The sequence below is a fragment of the Kitasatospora sp. NPDC058478 genome, from assembly GCF_042720345.1.
Taxonomy (GTDB): domain Bacteria; phylum Actinomycetota; class Actinomycetes; order Streptomycetales; family Streptomycetaceae; genus Kitasatospora.
The window spans coordinates 39836-64524 of sequence record NZ_JBHXML010000041.1; the positions used below are offsets into that span (position 1 = coordinate 39836).

Below are 24689 nucleotides of genomic sequence, written 5' to 3' on the forward strand. Positions count from 1 at the left end.
GCGGGTCAGGCCCTGGCCGCGGCGTCGAACCGTACGGAGAGCAGGGAGCGCAGGGGGACGTGCGTCTCCTGCTGCGGGCCGCGAATGGCGAGCCGGTGGTCGAAGGCGACGTTCAGCAGGCGTTCGGCCAGGGGTACGACCAGGTGCTTGGCCCAGCAGCGGGCCCCGTCGAAGCCGAACGGCATGAACCCGGGCGTCTTCTCCGGGTCCGCCACCCCGGCCCACCGTTCGGGCCGGAACTCCAGCGGGTCGGACCAGTGCTCCGGGTGGCGGTGCATCAGGAGCGGGAAGAGCGCGACGCGGTCCTCGGGGCGGATCTCGGGGTGCAGTCCGGTGTAGGCGTGGCCGTCGTTGCGGAACAGCATCCACGCGGGCGGGAGCAGCCGCAGGGTCTCCCACAGGACCTCGGTGAGGTCGGCGCGGGCGTCCTCCCGCTCCCGGTCCGGCCCCATGAGCCACAGGGCGTTGCCGGCCAGTGCGGCCACCCCGTCGCAGAGGGTGGCCGTCGACCGCCGGTACAGCGCGATGGCCTGCCTCCGCTCCCGGGTGTCGGAGGCGTCGCGGATCTGCCCGGCCAGCGCGGTGCTCCTGCCCTCGGCGGCGGATCCCGGCCAGACGGTGACGGCGCGGTCGACGATCCGGGAGAGCCGGTCGGAGCGGGTGACGCCGCGTTTCGACAGGAGGGAGACCGGCAGTGGGTCGGACGCGAAGAGCCATCGGCGCAGGTAGGAGGTGGCCGCGTAGGGCCAGGCGCCGGACAGCCCGCGTGCCGGGGGCGGCGGGGTCCTGATGCCCGCCATGACGTCCTGACCCAGCGCGCGGATCGTCCGGGTCGCGCTGTCGTGGTGGATGTCCGCTCCCGCGGCGGGCTTGTAGACCGAGCGCTCCGCCGACCGCACGGGGCGCGCCGCGACGATTTCGGCCATCAGCTCGCTGTCGGAGACGCCGACCGTGCGGGCGTCGATCCGGAATACCTTTTCTTCCCTGGTCAGCAGGTCCTGGATCTTCGGGGCGTAAACAATGGAATGGCTGCGCCCGGCTGTCGGCGCCATTTCTTCCATGAGAATCCCGCCTCCAATGAAATGGCGATGGAATGGATTCCCCCGGCGGGCGGAGAACTCCGGGCAGGCGGGGGAACTCCGGGCAGGTGAAAGGGTGGGGCGCTCTGCAGCGCCGGCGGGGGCCGCGGCCCGGCCGTGGCCCGGCCACGGCCCCCGTTGGTGACAATGCGTCAGATGACGTGCGCGATCCACGAGTGGTCGGCGAGGTCCTCGTCACGCTTGAACTTCTTCACGATAGCCTTGATCATCTTCATGGGTACTCTCCATTCCCGGGATGGCAGGCACGGTGGAGCAAGGATGCCCGCGGCTTGGCGGAAATTCGGTATTCCGATCGGAACCCCGAACCGACTTTCATCTAACTCCGGACCTTAACCGAAAGCTAGGGCTCCTGACACTCTTTTGACAAAGGATGACCTCCTCGCCGGTCCGGATTGTGCGGCGCATTAGATGGCCGATCGTTATAACTTCCCGAGGCGTGCGGTGGGGGACCATATCGGTATGGAGCTGAGGATTGAGGCCACCGACCTGCCGGGGCGTGAGTGTGCCGCCGCGCCGGGCTTCCCGGGCTACCGGGACCTGTACGTCGCCGTCCAACGCCGGGGCCGCCCGGCCGAGTTGCTCGACCTGTTCCCGGGGGACGCGCCGCGCGCCCGCTGGTCGCTGGAGTGCGAGGCGAGGCCGGCACCCGGAGGTGCGGACCTCGCCGGAGGTGTGGACCTCACCGGCCGGTACGTGCAGGGCGGTCCCGGCGCCCGGTTCGTCTACCTGAACTGGGTGACCGGGAACGGCGACGGCTGGGCGCTGTTCCGCCGGGCCAAGCTGCTGCTGGCGGCGGTCGACCGGGAGGTCGTCGAGGCGGCGGTGGAGCGCGGCGTCCTGGTGGCCCGGCTGCGCCTGACGGACGCCAAGGGCCGTCCGCTGTGTGCCGCCGTCCGCCCGCCCGTGGTGACCTGGTCGGCGGAGGGCTGAGTGCGAGGGGCCCGAACGCGCGAGGAGGGCCCCGCCGCACGCGGGGCCCTCCTCGATGTTCGGTATGCGCAGGTCAGTTGTACGTGGTGGTGACGGTCACGCCGCCGAAGCCCTGCTGGGCGTAGAGGCTGAAGTACACCCAGCCGGACGGCGGGTTGGTGATGGTGAGGGTCTCGCCGTTGCCGGCGTTGGTGGACTTGGCCAGGTTCGACCCGGTGGTGGCCCACGCACCCCCGTTGTAGTAGAGGTCGGCGTTGCCGGTGCCGCCGCTGGTGGTGATGGTCAGCTGCTTCACGCCGGCGGGCAGGTTGAGGAAGTTGTAGCTGTAGTTGCCGGTGGTGGCGGCGACGCCGTCGCGGCGGCAGTTCTTGTCGTACTGCCGGGTGTCGCCGGCGGTGCACAGCGGGGCCTGGCTGGTGGGCAGGCTGCCGCAGTTGTCGGCGCCGCAGGCCTTGAGCCAGATGGCGAAGTCGGCGTCGTAGCGGGTGCCGATGGTGGTCTTGAGCAGGGTGCGAGCGCCGTTCCAGTCGCCGACGCGGTACTTGGCGAGGAGCGCGTCGACGTCCTGCGGGTGCGACTGGAGCATGTAGCGCACGGCCAGGTAGCCCCAGTTGTAGACCTTGGTGGAGTCGGAGTTGTCGTAGGTGTTGTCGAAGAGGGTGCTCAGCGCGTAGGTGCCCTTGCCGGCCTGGGCGACGGCGGCGTCGTAGTGGACGCCCCGGTAGCTGTACGAGATGTACTCGGCGAGGCCCTCGACCCACCAGACGGTCGGGGTGGTCATGCCGGCGTCGAAGTCGCCGTAGAAGTCGTAGCGGCCGTCGAGGTAGTGGGTGTACTCGTGGTTGAGGTTCCAGATCTGGAAGGCGGGGCGCAGCCAGTCGGCCTCGTGCGCGATGAAGCGGGCCTGGTTGCCGGCCTTGGCCGGGTCGCCCTCCTCGTACATGCCGCCGTTGTCGACGGCGATGTCGTACATCTTCCAGGCGTAGAGGCTGTAGTTGTAGTAGTCGTCGAAGACGACGACCTCAAGGCTGGTGTTGTTGTCGTTGGCGACCGGGCCGTTGTCCTTGACCACCTGGTGGAAGAACTGGTCCTCGTTGATCAGGCTGGTGCAGGTGTCGGCGAGCTGCTGCGCGGTCATGTCCTGGGCGCGGATGCGCAGGTTGGCGTTGCAGGTGTGGTCGACGGTGAGCACGAGCGGGACGAGCCGGGCGGCCAGGTCGCAGGTGCCGTAGTAGGCGCAGTTGCCGGTGTCCTTCTTCTCCGCGAACCAGACCAGGTTCATGGTGAGCGGGGCGGTGGCGCCGACCAGCGGGTAGCGGTTGACCAGGTCCTTGACGATCGGCCGGCCCTGGGCCCTGGTGGCGTCGTTGGCGACCAGGTTGCCGATCTGGATGCCGATCGAGGTGACCAGGTCGGAGCCGTTCAGCTGGGAGCTGTTGCGGGTGACGAAGGACGCCATGGTGGTGGCGAAGGAGGGGTCGGCCTGGAGGGCCGCGGTGAAGGCGGGGAGGTCGAAGCCGCGCTCGATGACGGTCTTGGTGTTGGCGACGGCGGTGGCCATCGAGCCGGTCCAGGCGCCGGTGTAGTCGGCGAGCAGGCGCTTGACGACGCCGGTGTAGCGGGCGTTCTCCTGGGCGCTGTCGATCAGGGTGACGGCCTCGGCGAGGGTCGCGCCGTTGGCCTCGGTGACGTCCTTGCTGTGCGGGGCGGCGAAGAAGCCGTCGAGGGCGCCGCGGATGGCGGTCTGCAGGGTGGCGCCGTACGGGCCGACCACGTCCGGGTTGTACCACTGCACGTAGTAGCCGGCGCGCAGGAACAGGACCAGCTGGCCGGCGGAGGTGGAGTCGTCGCCGGGGTAGGTGGCGGAGACGTCCCGCAGGGCGTTGGCGACGGTGGCCATCTGGGCCTCGTTGAACGCGGCCTTGGCGTCGTTGCCGGTCAGGGCGAACAGCGTGTTGACGCAGTCGAGGCCGGCGGCCTCGACCCGCTGGACGAGCGCGGCCCCGGTGTTGCCGGTGAAGGCGGAGACGTCGCAGGCGGGGGCGGCCGCGAGCTGCTTGGCGGCCTTGGCGGCCTTGGCGTCGACACCGGCCCCGGTGGTGCTGGCCGCCGTCGGGGCGGTCGCCTTGGCCTGCTCGTCGGCGGCCAGCGGGCGGGCGTCCTTCGGGGTGTCGGGGGACTTGGGCACGGGCACGGAGCGCGGTGCGGCCGCCTTGCCGGTGGGGGTGGTCGAGGCGTGGGCCGCGGGGGTGTCGGCGGCGTGGGCCTGGGGTGCGAAGAGACCGAGTGCGAGGAAGAAGGCGACGCCGAGCGCAGGGAGTCTGCGCGCGCCGGCCTTAGCTATCCGGGAGGGACGCATCTGTGGGGGCCTCCGGGGCCGTTGAGGGTTGCCGTGTGGTTGGGGGCACACGGTTCCTGATGTGTGACATGTAAAATGTCACACCTGTTGCGGCCGGGGGAAGGCTTGGGAACGGATTCGCGTCGGGCGAGATCGAACCGTTGTCAGGTCGGCGCGCCGCGTCGGGCCGGCGCACCCCGCCACGTCGGCGCGCCGCGTCAGGCCGGCGCACCCCGTCAGGTCGGCCCGACGGCGGATCAACCCGCCGTCAGGCCAACCCGCCGTCAGGCCGCGGCAGTCCGCGCCAACGGCGTCAACGCCGCGAACTCCAGCGGCGCCGACGGATCCACCGACAGCTCCGCCGGAGCCGGCTCGGCGCCGGAGCGGACCAGCAGATCGCCGATCGCCGCCACCATCGCCCCGTTGTCCGTGCAGAGCCTCAGCGGCGGCACCCGCAGCGCGATCCCGGCCGCCGCGCAGCGCTCCTCGGCCAGCGACCGCACCCGGGAGTTGGCCGCGACCCCGCCGACCACCACCAGGGTGCCGATCCCGTGATCGGTGCAGGCTCGCACCGCCTTGCGGGTCAGCACGTCGGCGATCGCCTCCTGCAACCCGGCCGCCGCGTCCGGCACGTACGGGTCCGAGCCGCCCGAGCGCCGCGCCTCCACCCAGCGGGCGGCGGCCGTCTTGAGCCCGGAGAACGAGAACGCGTACGGGTCGTCCCGCGGTCCGGTCAGCGGCCGCGGCAGGCGGACGGCCGTCGGGTCGCCGTCCCGGGCCGCCCGGTCGATCGCCGGACCGCCGGGGTAGGGGAGGCCGAGGATCCGGGCGACCTTGTCGAAGCACTCGCCGGCCGCGTCGTCCAGGGTGTCGCCGAGGTGGACGATCGGATCGCGGGCGAGGTCGCGCACCAGCAGCAGCGAGGTGTGCCCGCCCGAGACGATCAGCACCACGCAGGGGTTCGGCAGCGGCCCGCCGTCCAGCGTCGCGGCGGCGACGTGCCCGGCCAGGTGGTGCACCCCGTACAGCGGGACGCCGAGCGAGAACGCGTAGCCCTTGGCCGCGGCCACCCCGACCTGGAGCGCCCCGGCCAGCCCCGGACCGGTCGTCACCGCGACGGCGCCGATGTCGGCGAGCGTCAGCCCGGCCCGCGCCAGCGCCTCGCCGACCACCGGCGCCATCGCGTGGACGTGCGCCCGGGCGGCGATCTCCGGCACCACCCCGCCGAAGCGGGCGTGCTCGTCCATCGACGACGCCACCGCCTGCCCGAGCAGTACGCCGTCCCGGACCAGACCCGCGCCGGTCTCGTCGCAGGAGGACTCGATCCCCAGCACCACCGGTGACCCTGTCACAGTCACTCACCCTCATCACTCATTACATGCACTCGCGACCATTGTGCCCGACGAGACGTGAGGAATAAGCAGGAGCCCATGCTTCGTTCCTGCAACTCATACGCAATAGTGTTGTCCCGGCACGATCATCACTGTTCATCGAAAGGGGCTGTGTCCCAGCATGGGCACCTACTCGCTTCCCGACCTGCCGTACGACTACTCCGCGCTTGAGCGGGCGATGTCCCCCGAGATCCTCGAACTGCACCACTCCAAGCACCACGCCGCCTACGTCAAGGGTGCGAACGACACCCTGGACCAGCTGGCCGAGGCGCGCGACAAGGAGCAGTTCGGCGGCCTGGTCGGCCTGCAGAAGACCTTCGCCTTCCACCTGTCCGGCCACGTGCTGCACTCGCTGTTCTGGCAGAACCTCTCCCCGGAGGGCGGCGACCGCCCCGAGGGCGAGCTGGCCGACGCCATCACCGAGCACTTCGGAAGCTTCGAGGCCTTCCGCAAGCAGCTCACCATCGCCACCACCGGCGTGCAGGGCTCCGGCTGGGGCATCCTCTCCTGGGAGCCCCTCGGCAAGCGCCTGATCGTCGAGCAGGTCTACGACCACCACGGCAACGTCGGCCAGGGCACCACCCCGCTGCTCGCCTTCGACGCCTGGGAGCACGCCTACTACCTGCAGTACCGCAACGTCCGCCCCGACTACGTCGAGAAGCTCTGGGACGTCGTCAACTGGCAGGACGTCTCGACCCGCTTCGCGGCCGCCAAGACCGTCTGACGCGCACTAGGTGAACGGCCCCGGACCGGTCGGGCGGTCCGGGGCCTTCCTTGTGTCAGGAGAGCTGCAACAACGCCTTCCGGTGCCGCCAGGCGAGCCGCAGGAGCGCCGCACCGGCGGGCTGCATCGGCTCGGTGGCGGTGAGGCGATCCACCTGCTCGGCCGTGAACGGGATGCCGGCCGAGCGTCCGGTGGCGTCCTCCAGGCCAACGCGGTGGCCTTCGTCGTTGGTCGAGACGATGCGCCGGAACGTGTCGTCGAACAGCTCGGCGTCGAACACGGCCACGGTCAGCATGTCGGTGACGAGCGTCAGCGGATCCATCCCGAGGCCCAGCCAGAACACCCGCAGGCGGCCGTCCGCGCGCGCCGCGGTGAGCGACTTGTCGAGCGGCCAGGCGGCGTAGTCGATCGGCGCCCTGTCGCTCCCGTAGTCCTCGGTGCTGCCGAGCAACTCCTCGCTCAGCTCCCGCAGGATCGCCCGCCAGAGGTCGAAGTCGTTCCCCTCGTTCCACGGCGCATCGTGCGAGGCCTGGAACATCCCGACCGGCATCACCTGGAAGAGACCCCCGCCGCTGGCGACCTTCTCGGGGTCTCGCCAGTGCAGCACGAACTCCGCCTCGCCGGTCCTGCGATCGTGCCGGATCGTCAGCGTGCTGATGGCCGCCATGACCGGCCGGCGCGCGAGGTCGGTCGGATCGCCGATGGCGGCCCGGAAGGGCGTGGCGGCCTCGCCCGCCAGGACCGCCGCAGCGTACTCGTGCGCGACGGCCTCACAGATGTTGATCACGTCGAAGTACCGGCCGCGGCCGAAGGTCAGCGTCGGATCGCCCGCAGACGTCCCGACATCAAGCAGGCGGTAGCAGCTTCGATCCTCGAACAGCCTGGGCCTGGCGAGCTCCCGCACCACGTCGGCGTAGCGACGGTAGGTCGTGCCGCCCCTCTGACGCGGGCGGATGCGGTCGAGCTCCGGCTCGCCGCCGTCCAGCTCGGCCTCCGGCGAGTCCGGCTGCCAGCGCAGTCGGACACGCTCCAGCGGCACCGGCTGCTCCGGAATCCAGTGCCGCCGAGCCAGCAACGGAGTCCCCGGGACCAGCCGTTCGGGATCGCTCTCGGCAAGGAGCCGATTGGTCAACTCGAAGCGATGGTCGTTGAGGAAGCTCCGCACCCATCGCCACTGCTCCCGACTGTCGGACGGGCCCGGTTGGTCGTTTGCCACGGTTCACCCTAACGCCGCAGCTCGTTCGTCGAGTTCCCCGGCACCGGCCACATCGCGGAGGCGGTAGAGGCGGGCCCGCAGGTCGCGGACGGCGTCCTGGACCTTGACCGAGCGGATGCCGTCCGCGCAGTCGAGGAAGTCGTTCCAGGACGCGAGGGCGCCGTCGACGTCGTCCTGCCGGAGACGGACGGTGCCGAGGTCGGCGAGGACGATCGCCCGGGTGCGGCGGCGGTCGAGGCCGTGGATGTCGAGCGCGTGGTGGAGGTGTTCCTGCGCGCTGCTGTAGTCGCCGAGTCGGGCGAGGACCATGCCGGACTCGTGGGCCCACCGGCCGATGCTGTAGTGCGAGGCCCACGACTCGCCGGGCGCGCCGGTGGCCCGTTCGATCGCGCTCTGGGACGCGGCGAGCGAGCTGGTCGCGGTGCGCCGGTCGCCGTCGAGGGCAGCGGCGGTGGCCAGGGTGGCCTGGTAGTAGGCGAGTGCTCGGGAGTCATCGAGGTGTTCGGCCTGGTCGACGCACTCTTCCGCTATCCGCACGGCGGTGGGCCTGAAACCCAGGTCGATGGCCTGGACGGCCAGACCGCGCAGGGCGGTGGCGGCCAACTCGGCGTCGCCGGCCTCGGAAGCGAGCCGGAAGGAATGCGCGTAGTACTGCTGGGCGGCGTCCTGGTTCCCCTCGTCCTGGGCCATCCACCCGGCCAGGTGGACGAGTTGGGAGGTCGCCGCGAACAGCTCCCGGCCGACGGCTTCACTCCACGTCCCGTCCAGCCAGGGCGCGACGTCGTCCTGGAGGTAGCGGACGGCGAGATGGCGGGCATGGCCGCCACCGAGCTCGGCGGCCGCGTCGCCCAGCGACTTCGTCATCCGGCGGATCGCTGCGACCTCGCCCCGGCCGACCTTCACTGTGCTGTCAGTCTTTCCCTGCACCCGCCGCAGGATGGCATCAGGGTCGGGCAGGCCCAATGCCGCAAGCGCGTACGCACTGGAGGCGGCCACGAATCCCCGGCGATCCACCACGCCCCTCCGGCTCAGCTCGACACCCGATCCAAGGTAACGCCAATTCCGCTCTCCACGTGACCAGTTGTCGGGCTGTTGACCACCTGGAACATCCGATCGGATTCAGGCAAGCAGCCCCGGACCGGCGATCCGGGGCCGTGCCGAATGCGATGGGCGATCCATTCCCCTACGGCAGGGGCCACGCATTCGTCGGGTCGTCCAGCCAGGCCTGATGGCCGCCGGGGCCGATGGTGAGGCCGAGGCGGCTCGGACCGGGGCGGTCATTGTCCAGCCACCAGCGGTGGGCGGCCTCGACTTCGTCCCACAGGCGGCGCGGGCCGTGCTGCCAGACCGTGTACCGCTCGGTGTTCTCGGTGCCGTCCCAGTCGACGGCGGCCCAGGAGCCGCCGTCGGTCGTGGCCACCCAGAGGCGCGTCTCGACGTCGTCGAGATCGGGATCGTGGTGCCAGGCGTACCAGAGGTCGCCGAGGCGGTGCCCGAGGGCGAACTGGGTCTCGAACTCCGAGTCGGCGACGGCCCAGGGGTCGAGCGTGGTCGTGGACTCGTCCGGTACGTGCTCGTCCATGACGACGTCCCGGAAGAGGCGGAGGTCGCGGCGCTGGGTGCGCATCAGCATGAAGGCGCTGTCGGCGGTGTAGCGGCCGGTGGCGGTGCCGTCGCCGGTGACGGTCAGGCGGAGGAGTCCGCCGCAACTCCACTCGTCGTACCAAGGGGTGAGGATCTGCCCGCCGGGCCTGGTCTGGCTGATCCATTCGCCCGGAACGCGCTTCACGGAGCAGGTGGCCATGATCCGGTCGAACGGCGATGCGGCGTTCCAGCCGAGACTTCCGTCGCCGCAGACGACGCTGGGTGCGTAGCCGGTGGCGTCGAGGTTGGTCCGGGCGCGGTGGGCCACGGCGGCGTCGATCTCGATCGTCGTCACGTTCGCCCCACCGAGGCGGTGGGAGAGCAGGGCTGCGTTGTACCCGGTGCCCGCGCCGATCTCAAGAACCCGCATCCCCGGTGTGACGTCCAGGAGTTCGAGCATCTGGAAGACGACAGACGGCTCGGAGGCCGAGGACGACGGCCACGCATCGGCTACATCCGTCGGCTCCGCTCCGTCGTTGACCTGTGTCACCACGGGAACGTCCGAACCGGCGGCGGCGAACCAGCGGTCGGGTTCACGTTCACGGTCGCAGAGCCGGTAGCCGTCACCGTCGGCAAGCCAGATCCGGTCCGGGAGGAAACGATGGCGCGGGGTCGCCTCTGCGGCCCTTCGCCACTCATCGGACACATCGTGGCCGAGAGAGCGGGATACCGCCCGGAGCAGGCCGTTCGTGGCGGCCTGCTCCAGGTCGTTCTGCTGGCTCGTCACTTCCCGTCGCCGTCCTTGCGGTGCTTGGCGGCCGACGACCCGGACGAGGTGTCCGGGGTCGTCTTGTCCTTCCCGAAGTCCTTCCGGTCCTTGTTCGCGTGCTTGCCCTGCCCGCCGTCGTTGCCCCCGCTGCCGCCACCGGAGCTTCCGTCCTTGCCGGTTCCCCATCCCATGGGTGCCTCCTACCTGTCCTGTTCGCGATGATTGTCGCGTGGAGCGCTTGCCCAGGCGCACGGACGTGACAGTGACCAACTGACGTGCCCCGGGCCGATAGGCTCCTTGATGAGAGCGGGACCGCCGTCGCAGGGAGCGAGACCCGCTGACGGGTCTCCGACCGCTCTCGGTCGGGGACGCCTACGACGGTAGGGTCCCGGAGTCGGAACCTGAAGTGACCGCGAGTACAGGTACGTTGGCACGAACTCCCGAAGTGGGGGGCTCTCATGCAGTCAAGCCCGCATCAGTCTCTGACTGTCAGTCAGGGAAGGCCTCGGCGCCCACGCGTGGGCATCATCTCCGGGTACGTCTTTCGGGTGATACGAGAACAGTGCGGGGCCACCCAGGGCGAGTTCGCCGAGCGGTTGGCCGTGTCGACCGACACGATCGCCGGATGGGAGAGTGGTCGGCGCCCGCTCACGGCCGTACCTGTCGGGCAGATGCTCACCTACCGCCATCGGCTGATGCAGATGGGCACAGCGCCCGCACTCCTCCAAACACTGGAGCGATCCTTCGAGGCGGACATCCTGCTCGCCGGCATCGTTGAGGAGAAGTCGCCGACTGTCGGGAGCCCCCTCGGGGCGATGGTGATACGGCGCGACCTCGTGGAGATTCTCATGTGGCCGCTCAGCGGTGCAGCGCCGAAGGCCGTTCGCGACCTCCCGGCCCCGCCGCGTCCACGAAAGGGCCCAGCGCCGGCCGGACCGGAACTCCTCGCCCCCGACCGCGCCCGGTTCTACACGCACCTGCGGCGCGCGGCCGAGGAAGCGCGTGGAACGGACCAGTTCCTCGCCCGCCGCCAAGCGCTGTACCTGGCCGGATACGACGAACAGGGTGACACCCGGGAGTGGCTCGCCCACCAGCAGCGTTCCGAGCAGCCGAACGACTGGCTGAGCCACTGGCTCAACTCCCGTTCCGTCGCCATGGTCTCCGCCCGCCACGGTGACCGGGATCGGATGAGCCACTTCATCGAAACGGCCCTCGCCGATGAGGCGGGCACGATGGCGAACCTCAACTACTGGGCGTACTGGGTCGGCGAGGTCCCGTACCTCGAACTCTCCGACGACTTCATCGCTGCCCGGTCGCCGGGTCCGTGGTCCGGAGACAAGCTCCTCGCGCACCTCGTTCAGGGTCTCGGCCCGCAGTGCGGGTACGCCGAGTTGAACATCCACAGTGTGTGGTCACTGCTCCAGGTCCGGCCGGATCTGCTGCGCTCCGGAACTGCGGCCCGCGCCCTGCGCGAACGGCTCCCGGTGCTGTTGGATGGTCGGGAGCTGTCGCGGCGCGGGCGACGCGAACTCGACAGCATCCGCTACGCGATCCGCCTTGTCGAGGCGTGAGAGGAGCCAGACAGTGACAGACGACCTGACGCCGGTGGCGAGGTTCCTGTTCGAAGCCGGGACGCTCAAGCAGACCAAGCGCACGGGCTGGTGGATGGCCGGCGTCCGCGATCCCGAATCGGTCGCCGAACACTCCTGGCGAACCGCATTGATCGCTTCGATCATTGCCAAGCTCGAAGGCGCGGACCCGGCGCAGGCCGCCTTCCTCGCGGTCTGGCACGACTCCCAGGAGACGCGCACCGGGGACGTCAACCATCTGGGGAAGAAGTACGCGCCCGGCGCCGATCCGGCGGCGGTGACGGCCGACCAGATCGGCGGCATGCCGGAGATCCTCGCCTCGACCATCCGGGATCTCGTCGCGGAGTACGAAGCGAAGGACTCTCCGGAGGCGGTCTGTGCGCGGGATGCCGACAAGCTGGAGTGCCTGATCCAGGGAGTCGAGTACAAGGCGCAGGGCTACGCGAACGCTCAGCGCTGGATCGACAACAGCCGTGGCCGTCTCACCACGACGACCGCCAACGCACTCGCCGACGCCGTCCTGGCAACCGACTCCCTCGACTGGCTCCGTGCCGCACTCGGCGAGAGGCCGAGCTGACGCGGGTCGTGGATCGCGCCTTGAAGGCGGCACCTTGCCGGTGTCGGTCTCAAAGCGGCAGTTCGATGTGATGGTGGACGACGCCGCGCACGAGATCATCCGGGGCCTGGGCTTCACCCCTCGCATCGCGTTCGAGAAGCGGTGCCGCAACTACGGCTTCCAGCGCGACGGAAGGCACCTGCTCGCCACGCTCGTTCGCGTTCCCGAGTTGGACGACGCCACGTTCATCGAGGTCGAGACGACGGCCGCCACAGAGGCCGACCTCACGCCGGCCCTCGCCCTGGTGCGTGTGGTGTTGGCCGAACTGGGCATCAAAGACGCCGACTTGACCGCCGAGCTGTACACCGACGCGGTCGCGGCGGCGCGACCGGCCTGACTGGTAGGCCCCATTCCGCATTCACCGGCGCGCTCCCTGCGGCCACAGCACCTCAACCGGCACGCCGCGCCGGCGGGCGTAGGCGACCACGTCCGCCGTCCCGCCGTAGCCGCGGGCCGGCAGGCCGTCCCAGACGGCGAGGAGCTTGTCGACCTGGGCTACCAGGACCTCGCTCCCCGCCATGTGGGCGGCTTCGTCGGACTCCACCCGGCCTGTTCGGTGAACGGCGTTGGCACTGCTCAACAGTCGGTCGTAGACGGGGTGATGCCAGTCCGGCAGCCCGTCCCGGTACTGATCCGCCGGAATGACGGCCTCCAGCCGCGCCCCCCGTTCGAGCGCGATCTCCGCGATCCACGCGTCCGGCCCGTCCGCGATGCAGGACACGATCGTGAGCCCAGTCGGGTCCTCTCCCGCGAGAGCGCCTTCGAGCAGCCGTCGAACCTGCTCCTCCACCCCGGCCGCCAGCCCCCTGTGCCCCGTGATTCCGATCCGCAGACCGCTCCGGTCGGCCTTCACGGCGAACGTGCCCTTGCCGGAGGTTTCATCCAGGAACGTCACCTCGAACGATTCGAGGTGCTGAGCGCGTTCGGCCAGGAATCGGCGGACGTGAGGTTGCCGTTCGTGCTCCTCGAAGGCCGCACGGTCCGCGTACAACTCATAGAAGACCCGGACGTGTGGCTCGCCCGGCACGGTGTGAGTGACGTAGAGGAGTGTGCCCGGTTCCTGGGCGCGGATTTCTTCGAGGGCCGCAGCTGCCAGCTGGTCGAAGGCGCGGGCTGCTGTGGCGTCGTGGGTGATGAAGCGGACGACCAGAACGAATCCCACGGGTCACGCGGCCTTCTGGCCGGCGACCTCGCGGGTGCGCTGGTGGAGCTGGCGGACCGTACGGTTGGTGGCTCGTGCCGGGAGGCCCTTGCCCAGAGCCTGGAAGTGCTCGTCGCCACGGACGGAGCTGATCGTGACGTAGTCGTCCAGGAACGCGTTCCAGGTGGCGCAGGCGGCCTCGACGTGCCCGAGTTCCATCTGGCGGCGGGCCAGCAGGCCGTTGCCGTGTACGCGGCCCTGTTTCTCGTTGGCGGGGCGGGCTCGGTTGGAGAGTTGAAGTTCCTTGATCGCCCCTGAGAGGTCGCCGAGTTCGTACAGCACGTGCGAGACGTGGAAGTGGTAGGCGGCCTGGTCGTAGCCGCCGACGGAGTCGTTGCGGCCCTCGGCCTGGGTCAGCGCGGTTTCGGTCTCGGCAAGCCGCGCGAATGCCTGCCGCTGGTCCTTCACCATGGCGGCGCCGTGCGCCTGTTGGCCGGCGAGGAAGGCCCGCAGTCGCGGGCCGGAGGCCGGAGCCGCTTCGGCGGCCGAGTCGGCGAGTTCCAGCGCCTTCGGGCCATATCCGAGATTGGACGCCTGGAGCGCCATGCCCCGTAGGGTGCGGCAGTACGTCACGTGGTCCTGGGCCTCGCGTGCGAGCTTGAGGGCCTGGACGTAGTACTTCTGGCCGAGACCGTGGGCAGTCTCGTACATCGCCATCCACCCGGTGAGGTAGGTGAGATCGGCGGCGGCCGACAGCAGGCCGGCCTTCACTTCCGTGGTGCCGGATGCCTGGAGCCAGGGGCCGACCGAGTTGACCAGGAAGGCCGCCGCCATCGGGCGGGCGTGGGCGGCGCCGAGCTCGTCGAGGATATCGGCGATCCGGTCCGTCATCCTCCGAACGGTCTCGACCTCGCCCTGGCCGACCCGCACGGTACGGCCCGCCGCGGCATGGTTCATCCGGTCAGCGGTGTCGTCGAAGACCGGCAGTGTCAGGGCGAGCGAGTAGAGCCCGGAGACGAGTACACCACGGCGCGAGGGATCCATGTCGGCTTTGCCGATCGACATCAGATCGGACAGGACTCCCTGGCTGCCCGCCTGCTCGGCACCGCGCCCGAAGCCCGTCTCCTCGGGTGTCACCGGTCGTCCGAGCCGACGTGAGAACGTCTCGCGGACAACCTCCTGTACGTCTGCCCGGGGCTGAGTGCCCGAGAGCCAGTGCGAGATCGCCGACTTGTCATAGGTCAGCTGGTGCCCCGCCTCGCCTCCGACGCGATTCACGGCTCGGGCGAGCTGGCCGTTGCCCCACCCCGCCTGCTGCATGAGTGTCGCGAGCGCGGTGTTGGGTGTGCGCGGTCGGTGGGTCATCGCGATCCCGTCCTCTGTTCAACCGGTTCAACGCCTGGACCAGCTTCGCCTGTTCTCCCTTCTTGTGTACCCGCGTTGACTTGGCGTCAGCCATTTGGACGGTGGGTGTGGACCCGAACGATCCGGCGTGGCTGCCGAATTGTCGCTATGTGACCGAATGGATTCCCAGTGATCGTCAGTCCGCTCAACACCGCTCGATTCCCGGTTCCGTTGGAGTGGGGCGTGCCGCCGGGGGCCGACGCCGTGCCGGCGGCCCGGCGGTTGGTGGGGGCGATCGTGCGGGAGTGGGGTGTGCCGCTTTCGGTTGATGCGCTCGGGGAAGTGGAGCTGTGCGCCAGCGAGGTGATCGCCAATGCGCTCGTGCACACCAAGGAGCGCTGTGCCGTGACCGTCCGGTGGTGTGCCGGGCGGGTGCGGGTGGAGGTCGCCGATCGGTGCCCGGAACTCCCGAAGCGCGAGCGTGACGCCGGATCGACCAGCGGGCGTGGCCTCCTGCTCGTCGAAGCGCTGGCGCACACGTGGGGCTGGCGCCCGGCGGGGGTGGGCAAGGTGGTCTGGTTCGAGTACCTGGAAGTCGCCGAAGTGCCGTGCCCCACGCATGGATGGGGCACGGCACTGGACCTTCACGCTCTGCGCGAGGTGGCGTAGTGGCGACCGTCGGGCGCCTCGTGACTGTGACGGATTGTTGACTGACGGTAAGGAATTGGCTTGTGCGTCGGTGTCTCGGCTGCTGCCGAGACTGAGCCAGGACACGTTGGCTGGAACTTGGTCACGGTTGTTGGAACCGGAGTGCCCCAGCGCTGGAATCGCTCTTGGGGCTACTACTCCAGCTGTAGTTCGTGAGGCGTGTGTGACTGAAGGCGTGAAATGGGTTGATCATTCCCAGCCGTGCTCGGCGTAGGTCCGGTTGTCCCACTCCGGGTGCTCTGTGGTGTAGGTGCCCCAGCCCATGCGCTGGTAGTACAACGTCATCGCGTCGAAGTAGCTCGCGGCCTCAACGGTCCACACGAGCCGGGCACCTTCGGACAAGAGCGCACGAGCCCCGTCTCCGCGCGGTCCGGCCAGGCAGAACATCTTTCCCTCCTCGCCTTCGTCCCACAGCTCGTGAAGCATTGGCTCAGGATAGGTCCCAAGCGGCGCGGTGTGACGACAACGGCTGAACCGCTGTCGTCCCCGCCGCTCCAGTTGTCCTGCGTACGCGCTCGCTCGGTTCCAAGCCCCTCAGCGGAGCGGCCACGGACGCCGCGAGCCCGGGTAGTTCGGAACTGGTTCCAACATGAATGGCAATCCACCGCAGGTTGCAAGAAGGATGGCCAGATGGTTCCAACAAACGTGTCCCACCGGGTCGAAACGGCCAGGTCATCACACCGCGTCAGTTCCACCTATCGTGTCCCGGCTCAGAGACACCGACGTCAGGCCCTGTGCTGGCAGTTGTGCCCGACTGGCTCAGAGGGTGTCGGTGGTGGTCAGGCCACTGAGTAATGCGTCGGGGTGGGGTGAGCCGCCCGAGCATCCTCGGCAACTGATTTTGATCGGTTGTCAGGTGATGCCGGTGGATCGAGTGGCGGCCCTGGGGCGGTGCCCGCGTGGGTACGTCAAATGTGGTGGCGGCCCGGTGCCGGGGGTGGTCATTCTGGGCGGATGGGTGATCGTGCGAATTTTGTCGTTGTCCGCGAGAGCGGTGAGTTCGAGCTGTACCTGTCGCGGTTCGGGGCGATAGGAATCGACCTCGACCTCCTGGCCGGGCCGGCGGAGGCGCTCTCGATGGTCCGGTACCTGAGAGCGGTCGACTGGTGGCTGGACGATGTGCACTGCCAGGGTGCGGCACTGATCGACCTCGGTCGGAAGGTGCTGATGCTGTTCGCCTGGGAAGGGCCGAGCGCCGAGATGCGTCACAGGGCGGCCACTCTGGAACTGTTGCAGGAGGCATGGGTGGGGTGGGACGTCCGGTGGATGTACGACGGCCCTGCCGAGCTGCGGACGTACCTGGGGCTGGACCCCGAACACGTCCGCGCTCGTGGGCGCGGGCATGCGGTGGGGCCGCTGCTCGAACCGGGCGACGAGGAGCTGGCTGACCCCGAGCCGATGGTTGCGGTGGTGACGGTCGGGGCGGAGCACTGCTACGTGCTGGCGAACGTCAACGACCATCCGGTCCGGGAGGGGGCTGCGCTGCTCGACCGACTGGCGGGCGGCCCCGAGCACGGGGTCTGCCAGGCGTCGGCCGATGCCGGCATCCACGTCGATCCGCTGCGTCGGCGGGTGGGCTGGTGGGTGCTCGGGGCGTCGGCGGAGGCGTACGAGATGCCGAAGCGGTGGCCCGGTTGGACGGTGGAGTTCTGGCAGGACCGCTGGGAGGAGCACGTGCTGGCGGCGTCCGGACGTTTCTCGCCGCCGCCGGTCGACCGGGCGAGGGCGCTGGCGGACGTACGGGCCGCGGCCGAACGCCGTCGAGAGGCATGAACCCGCCCGGCGCCCGCCGGGTCGGCCCGGCCGACCCCACCCCGCGAACCGTGCCGGCAGGCACTGACGTGCATACTTGCCGGACGATCAGTAGGACGTAGAGGTGATGACGCGGTGAAACTGGCTGAAGCGCTCGCGCAGCGCGCGGCTGCGGTGCGGCAGGTGGAGCAGTTGCGGGCGCGCGTCGTCGGCAGTGCCCGCTACCAGGAGGGCGAGGAGCCGGCCGAGAGCGCGGCGGAGGTCCTGGCCCAGGCCGGAGAGGTGCTGGACGGGCTGGAGCGGCTGATCCGTCAGATCAACCGGACCAACTCCACGGCGCTCATCGAGGGCGGCGGCACGCTGACCGACGCCCTCGCCCGCCGGGACGTGCTGCGGCTGCGCCACTCGGTGATCACCGCGGCCGCCGACGCCGCCTCCGGGCGCGACCAGCGCGGAGCCGTACGGCAGTTGCGGTCCGAACTCAGGATCCTCGCCGCTCTCCCGGTCGCCGAGCTCCGCGCCCAGGCGGACGCCCTGGCGAAGGAGATCCGCGAGGTGGACACCCTGATCCAGCGCACCAACTGGGAGATCGACCTGATCGAGGACTGACCCCACCAGCTGGGTGTGGGAAGCAGGTAGTCGCCACGGAGGCGTGCACACACCGCGGGCCGGCGGTTCATCCGGCCCTTGGCGCGTGAAGAGCAACGCAGGGGTTCGATTCCTCGCCGAACAATGCAGCTCAGCATCGCGTACAGGTGACAGAGCACACCGTACAGCTCACCACCACGTGCAGATCCGGACGACGAGGGCGGGAACGGGGCGCCCCACACCCGGTGCGAGGGCCGTGCACATCAGCACGGCCCTCGCACCTTTTCCTCCCCAGGGCCACCCGAGAAGCGTCTCCCGTCAGGGCGCGCCGAAGAAGGCGTCCAGGATCTGCTGCGCGGCCAGCCCCGCCGGTATGGTGCCGGCGCGCACCTGGGCCTCCAACTCGACCGCGAGCCGCCGTACTTCGGGGTGTTCGTGCAGCCGCGCGTAGAGCTGGTCGTGGACCATCGTCCAGGTCCACTCGACCTGCTGTTCCCGCCGTTTCGCGGCCAGTGCGCCGGTGGCGTCGAGGACCTTGCGGTGTTGCTGGAGCCGTTCCCACAGCACGTCGAGTCCGGCGCCGTCGCGGCCGCTGCAGGTCAGCACCGGTGGTGTCCACGCCGCGTCGGGGGCCTGCAACAGCCGTAGGGCGCCGGCGAGTTCGCGGGCGGCGGCGCGGGCGTCGGGTTCGTGCGGGCCGTCGGCCTTGTTGACGGCGATGACGTCGGCCAGCTCCAGGACGCCCTTCTTGATGCCCTGCAACTGGTCGCCGGTGCGGGCGAGGCTGAGCAGCAGGAAGGTGTCGACCATCCCGGCGACGGCGGTCTCGGACTGGCCGACTCCCACCGTCTCGATCAGGACCACGTCGTAGCCGGCGGCCTCCATCACCACCATGGACTCCCGGGTGGCCTTGGCGACGCCGCCCAGCGTCCCGGAGGTGGGCGAGGGGCGGACGAAGGCGTGCGGGTCGACGGCGAGGCGTTCCATCCGGGTCTTGTCGCCGAGGATGGAGCCGCCGGTGCGGCTGGACGTGGGGTCGACGGCGAGTACGGCGACCCGGTGGCCGAGCGCCGTGAGCATGGTGCCGAAGGAGTCGATGAAGGTCGACTTGCCGACACCGGGCACGCCGGTGATGCCCACCCGGACGGCGCCGCCCGCGTGCGGCAGCAGCCGTTGGAGCAACTGCTGCGCGAGCGCGCGGTGGTCGGGCCGGGTGGACTCGACGAGGGTGACGGCGCGCGCGATCCAGGCGCGCGAGCCGTCGAGGACACCCGTCACATAGCTGTCGAGGTCGATCGTCCGCGGAGGCATACGATCAAAATCTCACAGCTCGTGGCCGAGGTCGGCCGCCAGTGAGGTGAGCAGGTCGTAGGCGGCGTCCGGGATGACGGTGCCCGGCGGGAAGACCGCCGCCGCTCCCGCCTCGTACAGCGCGTCGAAGTCCTGCGGGGGGATCACCCCGCCGACCACGATGGTGATGTCCTCCCGGCCGGCCTCGGCGAGTGCGGTGCGCAGCGCGGGGACCAGGGTGAGGTGCCCGGCGGCGAGCGAGGAGACGCCGACGATGTGCACGTCCGCCTCGACGGCCTGGCGGGCGACCTCGTCGGGGGTCTGGAAGAGCGGGCCGACGTCCACGGTGAAGCCGAGGTCGGCGAAGGCGGTGGCGATCACCTTCTGGCCGCGGTCGTGGCCGTCCTGGCCCATCTTGGCGACCAGGATGCGCGGGCGCCGGCCTTCGGCCCGCTCGAACCGCTCGACCAGGTCGCGGGTGCGCTGGAGGGAGGCCGAGGGGCCCGCTTCGTCTCGGTACACGCCGGAGATGGTACGGATCTGGCCGCTGTGCCGGCCGTACACCTTCTCCAGGGCGTCCGAGATCTCGCCGACGGTGGCCTTCGCCCGGGCCGCGTCGACGGCCAGGTGCAGCAGGTTGCCGTCGAGCGAGCCGCCGCGCTGCGGGCCGGCCTCGGCGGCCCGGGTGAGCGCGTTCAGCGCGTCCTGGCAGGCCGCCTCGTCGCGCTCCTCCCGGAGCCGGCGCAGCTTTTCGAGCTGGCGGGCGCGCACCGAGGAGTTGTCGACCTTGAGCACGTCGATCTGCTCGTCGCTGTCCACCCGGTACTTGTTGACGCCGATGACCGGCTGGCGGCCGGAGTCGATCCGGGCCTGGGTACGGGCGGCGGCCTCCTCGACGCGCATCTTCGGGATGCCCGCGTCGATGGCCTTGGCCATGCCGCCGGCCGCCTCGACCTCCTGGATGTGCTGCCAGGCGCGGCGCGCCAGGTCGTGGGTGAGCTTCTCGACGTAGGCGGAGCCGCCCCACGGGTCGATGACCCGGCAGGTGCCGGACTCCTGCTGGAGCAGCAGCTGGGTGTTGCGGGCGATCCGGGCGGAGAAGTCGGTGGGCAGGGCCAGCGCCTCGTCGAGCGCGTTGGTGTGCAGCGACTGGGTGTGGCCCTGGGTGGCGGCCATCGCCTCCACGCAGGTACGGGTCACGTTGTTGAACACGTCCTGGGCGGTGAGCGACCAGCCGGAGGTCTGCGAATGGGTGCGCAGCGACAGCGACTTGGCGTTCTTCGGGTCGAACTGCTTGACCAGCTTGGCCCACAGCAGCCGGGCCGCGCGCAGCTTGGCGACCTCCATGAAGAAGTTCATGCCGATCGCCCAGAAGAACGACAGCCGCGGCGCGAAGGCGTCGACGTCCAGCCCCACGTCCAGGCCCGCGCGCAGGTACTCCACCCCGTCGGCCAGGGTGTAGGCCAGCTCCAGGTCGGCGGTGGCCCCGGCCTCCTGGATGTGGTAGCCGGAGATGGAGATGGAGTTGTACCGGGGCATCTTCTGCGAGGTGTACGCGAAGATGTCCGAGATGATCCGCATCGACGGCTGCGGCGGGTAGATGTAGGTGTTGCGGACCATGAACTCCTTGAGGATGTCGTTCTGGATGGTCCCCGCCAGCTTCTCGGGCGCCACCCCCTGTTCCTCGGCGGCCACGATGTACAGGGCCAGGACGGGCAGGACGGCGCCGTTCATGGTCATCGACACCGACATCTTGTCCAGCGGGATGCCGTCGAAGAGTTGGCGCATGTCGTAGATCGAGTCGATCGCCACGCCCGCCATGCCGACGTCGCCGGTGACGCGCGGGTGGTCGCTGTCGTAGCCGCGGTGGGTCGGCAGGTCGAAGGCGACCGAGAGGCCCTTCTGGCCGGCTGTCAGGTTGCGGCGGTAGAAGGCGTTGGACTCCTCGGCGGTGGAGAAGCCCGCGTACTGGCGGACGGTCCACGGCTGGTTGACGTACATGGTCGGGTACGGTCCGCGCAGGTACGGGGCGATGCCCGGGTAGGTCTCCAGGAAGTCCAGGCCGGCCAGGTCCGCCGTGGTGTACAGCGGCTTGACGCCGATGCCCTCGGGGGTGTCCCAGACCAGCTCGTCGACGTCCTTGCCGGTGGACTGCCGCCAGGCGGCCCGCCACTGGCCGTCGGTGACGTCCCCGGAGGGATCCCCGTTCAGCCCGATTCCGGTGAAGTCGGGGATCATCGTGCCACTCCGATCTGGTCGAGCAGGGAGGTGAGGACGGCGATGGCGTCCCCGCCCGCGTGGATGAACTCGTCTACTCCTGCCGGGACTTCGCCGAGTCGACCGGCCAGCAGCACCCGTCGGGCTCCGGCCGCCTTCAGCGCGCCGGCGACGGCCTCGGCGTGCTCGCCGTACTGCGCGTCGCTGGAGCACAGGCAGGCGGCGGTGGCGCCGGAGGCGGTGAAGGCCTCGGCGAAGGCGGCCGGGTCGACGGACTCCAGCGAGGTCGTCGCGATGCCGCCGGCCTGGAACAGGTTGGCGGCGAAGGTGGTGCGCGCGGTGTGCGCGGAGGCGGTGCCGATCGAGGCCAGGAACAGCTTCGGCCGCTCGCCGGTGGCCGCGAGCTGCGCGTCCGAGCGGTCGCGCAGCGCCTCGTACGCCTCGGCGCGGCGCACCTGCGGCAGCCCGCCGCCCGGTGCGGCCGGGGCCGGTTCGCGGACCAGCGGCTGCTCGTCCAGGTGCGGGAACTCGCTGACACCGGTGACGGGTTCGCGCCGCTTGGCGAGCTTGACGGAGCGCTCCGCCCAGGTCGCGGCGATCCGCTCGCGGACCGTCCCGTCGGTGAGCGCCGTCTGCTGGCCGCCGGCCCGCTCGATCTCCTGGAACCAGGCCCAGGCGGCCGCCGCCAGCTCCTCGCCCAGCTGCTCGACGTACCAGGAGCCGCCGGCCGGGTCGATCACCCGGGCGAGGTGGGACTCCTCCAGCAGGATCGACTGGGTGTTGCGGGCGATCCGGCGGGCGAAGGCGTCCGGCAGGCCGAGGGCGCTGTCGAAGGGCAGCACGGTGACGGCGTCGGCGCCGCCCACGCCGGCGGCGAGGCAGGCGACGGTGGTGCGCAGCATGTTCACCCACGGGTCGCGGGCGGTCATCATCACCCGGGAGGTGACGGCGTGCTGGCGCTGCGCCGAGGCCGCCGCAGAGGCCCCCGACACCTCGGCGATGCGGGACCAGAGGCGGCGCGCGGCACGGAACTTGGCGATGGTGAGGAACTGGTCGGCGTCGGCCGCGTAGCGGAATTCCAGCTGGCCGAGCGCGGCGTCCACGGACAGCCCGGCGGCGGTGAGCGCCCGCAGGTAGGCGACGCCGGTGGCGAGCGAGCAGCCCAGTTCCTGGGCGGGCGAGGCGCCGGCCTCGTGGTAGGGCAGGGCGTCCACGGTCAGCGCCCGGACGCCGGGGTACTCGGCGGCGCAGCGGGCGGCCAGTGCGGTGGCCTCGGCGAGCAGCGCGGTGGTGCGTCCGGTCTCGCCGGTGCGGGCCTGGAGTCCCAGCGGGTCGGCGCCGAGGTTGCCGGCGGCGGCGCCGGGGGAGACCTCGCGCTCCTCGTACAGGGCGAACAACTGCTCGGCGGCGGCGGTGAATTCGGGTCCGGCGTCGAGTGCCACGGCGGCCAGGTCGAGGTACACGCCGGCCAGCGTCTCGGGCAGGGCCGTGACGGGCAGGCCCGCGCCGCCGAGCTCCAGCCAGAGCGAGCCGACGCCGTTCTCCAGGTCGGCCAGGACCGCCTCGTTGGTGCGCCGGCGGTCCGGGTCGGCGTGCCGCTGGCGGACGTCCCAGCCGGCGACGGCCGCGCCCTGTGGCCGGCCGCCGCGGACGAACGGGGGGAAGCCGGGGTAGCCGGCTTCGGCCGGGGCGTCCTCGGCGGTGTACAGCGGGCGGGCGCGCAGCCCGTCCGGGAGTTCGGTGGTGAGCGCCCGCTCGGCGGCGGCGCCGTCCGCGGGCTGCGCGCCGGACTTGCGCAGCACGCCCTCGACGAGCTGCTGCCACTGCTCGCGGTGTGCGGCCGGGAATTCGGCGGCGAGGGGGAGCCCTTCGGGCAGGACGTTCATGACCGCAGGTTAGCGCTCGTTCGCAGGCCCGCAGGAGGGGCGGCCCGTGTGACCTTTCCCTCGATTTGGCACGTTCTCAGCACTCCGGGCGGCGAGGAGTGCCGCGGACGGTGGCACCCGAGGTCAACGCCGGTGCCGGGGGCCACGATCGATCGCCCGGAACGGCCCGGAACAGGGGGATTGCGGAACCCCTCCACTCATCTATTAAGTTACTTCGAAGAAGGTGGGCGGGGACCGAACCCCCGTAGGTCCTCGCCCGCCTTCGCCGTCCCCTGCCGTCCCCCGAAGGAGAGCCCCCCGCCATGGGAAAGCGTCGCAAGCCCAGCCCCCCGAGCCGGGCCCGCATGGCGGTCCTCACCACGGCCATGGCCGGCGGCGCCGTCCTCGCCTCCGGCACCGCCCACGCCGAGCCCGCCCCCAACCTGGCCTCCGTCAAGGAGCAGGTGGACAAGCTCAACGAGGAGGCCGAGCAGGCCGTCGAGCAGTTCAACGGCTTCCAGGAGAAGCAGCAGAAGCTCCAGGGCGACGCCAGCAAGATCCAGGAGAAGGTCGCCCGCGGGCAGGAGGCGATGAACGAGCTGCGCTCCCAGCTCGGCGCGGTGGCCGCCGACCAGTACCGCACCAACGGCATCGACCCGTCCTTCCAGCTGATGCTCGACTCCGACCCGGCCGCCTACCTGGAGCGCGCCTCGGTCCAGAACCACCTCGCCGACTCCCAGATATCCCTGCTCAAGCAGGCCCAGAACGAGCAGCGCAAGCTCGACCAGGACCGCGCCGAGGCCACCGCCACCCTGGCTCAGCTCGACTCCGTCGGCACCGAGCTGGGGGAGAAGAAGAAGCAGATCCAGGTCAAGCTCGCCCAGGCGCAGGGCATGCTCAACAAGCTGAGCGCCGAGGACCGCGCCAAGATCAACGCCCAGCAGAACGCCGAGAAGGCCAAGGCCGAGGCCCAGGCGGCGGCCGCCGCCGACCGGGCCTCCCGCTCCTCGGAGCGCCCGAACATGAACACCCCGGCGCCGCCCGCCAGCGGTCGCGCCGCCGCCGTCCTCCAGTTCGCCTACGCCCAGCTCGGCAAGCCCTACGGCTGGGGCGCGACCGGCCCCAACAGCTTCGACTGCTCCGGCCTCACCGGCGGCGCCTACCGCGCGGGCAACGTCAAGCTGCCCCGGATGTCCCAGGACCAGTGGAACACCGGCTCCCGCGTCCAGCGCGCCGACCTCCAGCCCGGCGACCTGGTCTTCTTCTACCCCGACATCCACCACGTGGGCATCTACATCGGCGACGGCAAGATGATCCACGCCCCGCGCACCGGCAAGAACGTCGAGGTCCTCCCGATCAGCGCCATGCCGTACGTGGGCGCCGTCCGCCCGTAGCCGTAGGCCGTGGCTGCAGCTGTGTGCTGTGCCCGGCAGCCCGGCAGCCCGGCAGCCCGGCAGCCCGCTCCCGCCTCGGCGGGGGCGGGCCTTCGCGTTCTCCGGGGCCGCCATCTGGACATACTTGCCTCCG

At 70.5% G+C, this 24689-nt stretch carries 22 protein-coding genes and 1 pseudogene; 9 read left to right on the forward strand and 14 right to left on the reverse strand.

The window, feature by feature from the left end:
- Positions 1–5: 5 nt before the first annotated feature.
- A complete protein-coding gene (locus tag ACFWPT_RS23130) occupies positions 6–1052 on the reverse strand; it encodes a cytochrome P450 (RefSeq protein WP_380344352.1) in 1047 nt (348 codons plus the stop codon).
- 507 nt (positions 1053–1559) lie between these two features.
- Here ACFWPT_RS23130 and ACFWPT_RS23135 point away from each other — a divergent pair.
- Positions 1560–2030: a DUF5990 family protein gene (locus ACFWPT_RS23135; protein ID WP_380483878.1), complete on the forward strand. Its 471-nt coding sequence runs from the start codon at positions 1560–1562 to the stop codon at positions 2028–2030.
- A gap of 73 nt (positions 2031–2103) precedes the next feature.
- Here ACFWPT_RS23135 and ACFWPT_RS23140 read toward each other — a convergent pair whose 3' ends face one another.
- Positions 2104–4389, reverse strand: a complete 2286-nt coding sequence (locus ACFWPT_RS23140) for a M9 family metallopeptidase (protein ID WP_380483880.1) — start codon at positions 4387–4389, stop codon at positions 2104–2106.
- Positions 4390–4652: 263 nt separating this feature from the next.
- Complete coding sequence (gene tsaD / locus ACFWPT_RS23145; RefSeq protein ID WP_380483937.1) at positions 4653–5705, reverse strand: tRNA (adenosine(37)-N6)-threonylcarbamoyltransferase complex transferase subunit TsaD; 1053 nt, start codon at positions 5703–5705, stop codon at positions 4653–4655.
- Positions 5706–5880: 175 nt separating this feature from the next.
- Between tsaD and ACFWPT_RS23150 the strand changes: the two genes are divergently transcribed.
- Positions 5881–6483, forward strand: coding sequence for a superoxide dismutase (locus ACFWPT_RS23150; RefSeq protein WP_380483882.1), 603 nt, complete (start codon positions 5881–5883; stop codon positions 6481–6483).
- Positions 6484–6538: 55 nt separating this feature from the next.
- Here ACFWPT_RS23150 and ACFWPT_RS23155 read toward each other — a convergent pair whose 3' ends face one another.
- From ACFWPT_RS23155 to ACFWPT_RS23170, 4 genes are all read right to left on the reverse strand, one after another.
- The gene (locus tag ACFWPT_RS23155; protein ID WP_380483884.1) at positions 6539–7648 is read right to left on the reverse strand and encodes an XRE family transcriptional regulator; all 1110 of its coding nucleotides are present in this window, start codon (positions 7646–7648) and stop codon (positions 6539–6541) included.
- Between the two features lie 54 nt (positions 7649–7702).
- Positions 7703–8626, reverse strand: coding sequence for a tetratricopeptide repeat protein (locus tag ACFWPT_RS23160; protein ID WP_380483886.1), 924 nt, complete (start codon positions 8624–8626; stop codon positions 7703–7705).
- Between the two features lie 256 nt (positions 8627–8882).
- Entirely contained in the window at positions 8883–10070 is a 1188-nt protein-coding gene (locus tag ACFWPT_RS23165) for a methyltransferase domain-containing protein (RefSeq protein ID WP_380483888.1), read from the reverse strand.
- Positions 10067–10243, reverse strand: coding sequence for a hypothetical protein (locus ACFWPT_RS23170; RefSeq protein ID WP_244293278.1), 177 nt, complete (start codon positions 10241–10243; stop codon positions 10067–10069). Before ACFWPT_RS23170 ends, ACFWPT_RS23165 begins: the two co-directional genes overlap by 4 nt.
- Before the next feature lie 267 nt (positions 10244–10510).
- On the opposite strand from ACFWPT_RS23170, the gene ACFWPT_RS23175 reads away from it, so the two are divergent.
- Genes ACFWPT_RS23175 through ACFWPT_RS23185 form a run of 3 tightly spaced genes read left to right on the forward strand, consistent with a single transcriptional unit; the run spans position 10511 to position 12594 of the window.
- Complete coding sequence (locus ACFWPT_RS23175; RefSeq protein ID WP_380483891.1) at positions 10511–11623, forward strand: helix-turn-helix domain-containing protein; 1113 nt, start codon at positions 10511–10513, stop codon at positions 11621–11623.
- 13 nt (positions 11624–11636) lie between these two features.
- Positions 11637–12218, forward strand: coding sequence for an HD family hydrolase (locus ACFWPT_RS23180; protein WP_380483893.1), 582 nt, complete (start codon positions 11637–11639; stop codon positions 12216–12218).
- A 34-nt stretch (positions 12219–12252) separates the two neighbouring features.
- Complete coding sequence (locus tag ACFWPT_RS23185) at positions 12253–12594, forward strand: hypothetical protein (protein WP_380483895.1); 342 nt, start codon at positions 12253–12255, stop codon at positions 12592–12594.
- 21 nt (positions 12595–12615) lie between these two features.
- Here the strand turns inward: ACFWPT_RS23185 and ACFWPT_RS23190 are convergent, their stop codons facing one another.
- The 3 genes and pseudogenes from ACFWPT_RS23190 to ACFWPT_RS23200 all read right to left on the reverse strand — a co-directional run bounded on the left by ACFWPT_RS23190 (position 12616) and on the right by ACFWPT_RS23200 (position 14763).
- Entirely contained in the window at positions 12616–13089 is a 474-nt protein-coding gene (locus tag ACFWPT_RS23190; RefSeq protein ID WP_380483939.1) for a hypothetical protein, read from the reverse strand.
- A gap of 105 nt (positions 13090–13194) precedes the next feature.
- Positions 13195–13419, reverse strand: a pseudogene (locus tag ACFWPT_RS23195) (putative quinol monooxygenase); the annotation flags it as partial.
- Between the two features lie 3 nt (positions 13420–13422).
- Positions 13423–14763 carry a hypothetical protein gene (locus ACFWPT_RS23200; protein ID WP_380483897.1) on the reverse strand — a complete coding sequence of 447 codons (1341 nt, stop codon included), beginning with the start codon at positions 14761–14763 and terminating at the stop codon, positions 13423–13425.
- 168 nt (positions 14764–14931) lie between these two features.
- Between ACFWPT_RS23200 and ACFWPT_RS23205 the strand changes: the two genes are divergently transcribed.
- Entirely contained in the window at positions 14932–15411 is a 480-nt protein-coding gene (locus ACFWPT_RS23205) for an ATP-binding protein (RefSeq protein WP_380483899.1), read from the forward strand.
- A 228-nt stretch (positions 15412–15639) separates the two neighbouring features.
- On the opposite strand, the gene ACFWPT_RS23210 is transcribed toward ACFWPT_RS23205, so the two are convergent.
- Entirely contained in the window at positions 15640–15771 is a 132-nt protein-coding gene (locus ACFWPT_RS23210; RefSeq protein WP_363376953.1) for a hypothetical protein, read from the reverse strand.
- Positions 15772–16404: 633 nt separating this feature from the next.
- Between ACFWPT_RS23210 and ACFWPT_RS23215 the strand changes: the two genes are divergently transcribed.
- Positions 16405–17223, forward strand: a complete 819-nt coding sequence (locus ACFWPT_RS23215; RefSeq protein WP_380483901.1) for a hypothetical protein — start codon at positions 16405–16407, stop codon at positions 17221–17223.
- 114 nt (positions 17224–17337) lie between these two features.
- Positions 17338–17811, forward strand: coding sequence for a DIP1984 family protein (locus ACFWPT_RS23220; protein WP_380483903.1), 474 nt, complete (start codon positions 17338–17340; stop codon positions 17809–17811).
- Positions 17812–18108: 297 nt separating this feature from the next.
- On the opposite strand, the gene meaB is transcribed toward ACFWPT_RS23220, so the two are convergent.
- From meaB to ACFWPT_RS23235, 3 genes are read right to left on the reverse strand one after another with little or no spacing between them, the layout of a single operon-like run.
- On the reverse strand, positions 18109–19101 hold the full coding sequence (gene meaB, locus ACFWPT_RS23225) for a methylmalonyl Co-A mutase-associated GTPase MeaB (RefSeq protein WP_380483905.1): 993 nt from the start codon (positions 19099–19101) through the stop codon (positions 18109–18111).
- 12 nt (positions 19102–19113) lie between these two features.
- Positions 19114–21318, reverse strand: coding sequence for a methylmalonyl-CoA mutase (gene scpA, locus ACFWPT_RS23230; RefSeq protein WP_380483907.1), 2205 nt, complete (start codon positions 21316–21318; stop codon positions 19114–19116).
- The gene (locus ACFWPT_RS23235) at positions 21315–23183 is read right to left on the reverse strand and encodes a methylmalonyl-CoA mutase family protein (RefSeq protein WP_380483909.1); all 1869 of its coding nucleotides are present in this window, start codon (positions 23181–23183) and stop codon (positions 21315–21317) included. The genes scpA and ACFWPT_RS23235 overlap by 4 nt, the downstream gene beginning before the upstream one ends.
- A gap of 302 nt (positions 23184–23485) precedes the next feature.
- Between ACFWPT_RS23235 and ACFWPT_RS23240 the strand changes: the two genes are divergently transcribed.
- Positions 23486–24556, forward strand: a complete 1071-nt coding sequence (locus ACFWPT_RS23240; protein ID WP_063346507.1) for a C40 family peptidase — start codon at positions 23486–23488, stop codon at positions 24554–24556.
- The last annotated feature ends 133 nt before the right edge of the window (positions 24557–24689 follow it).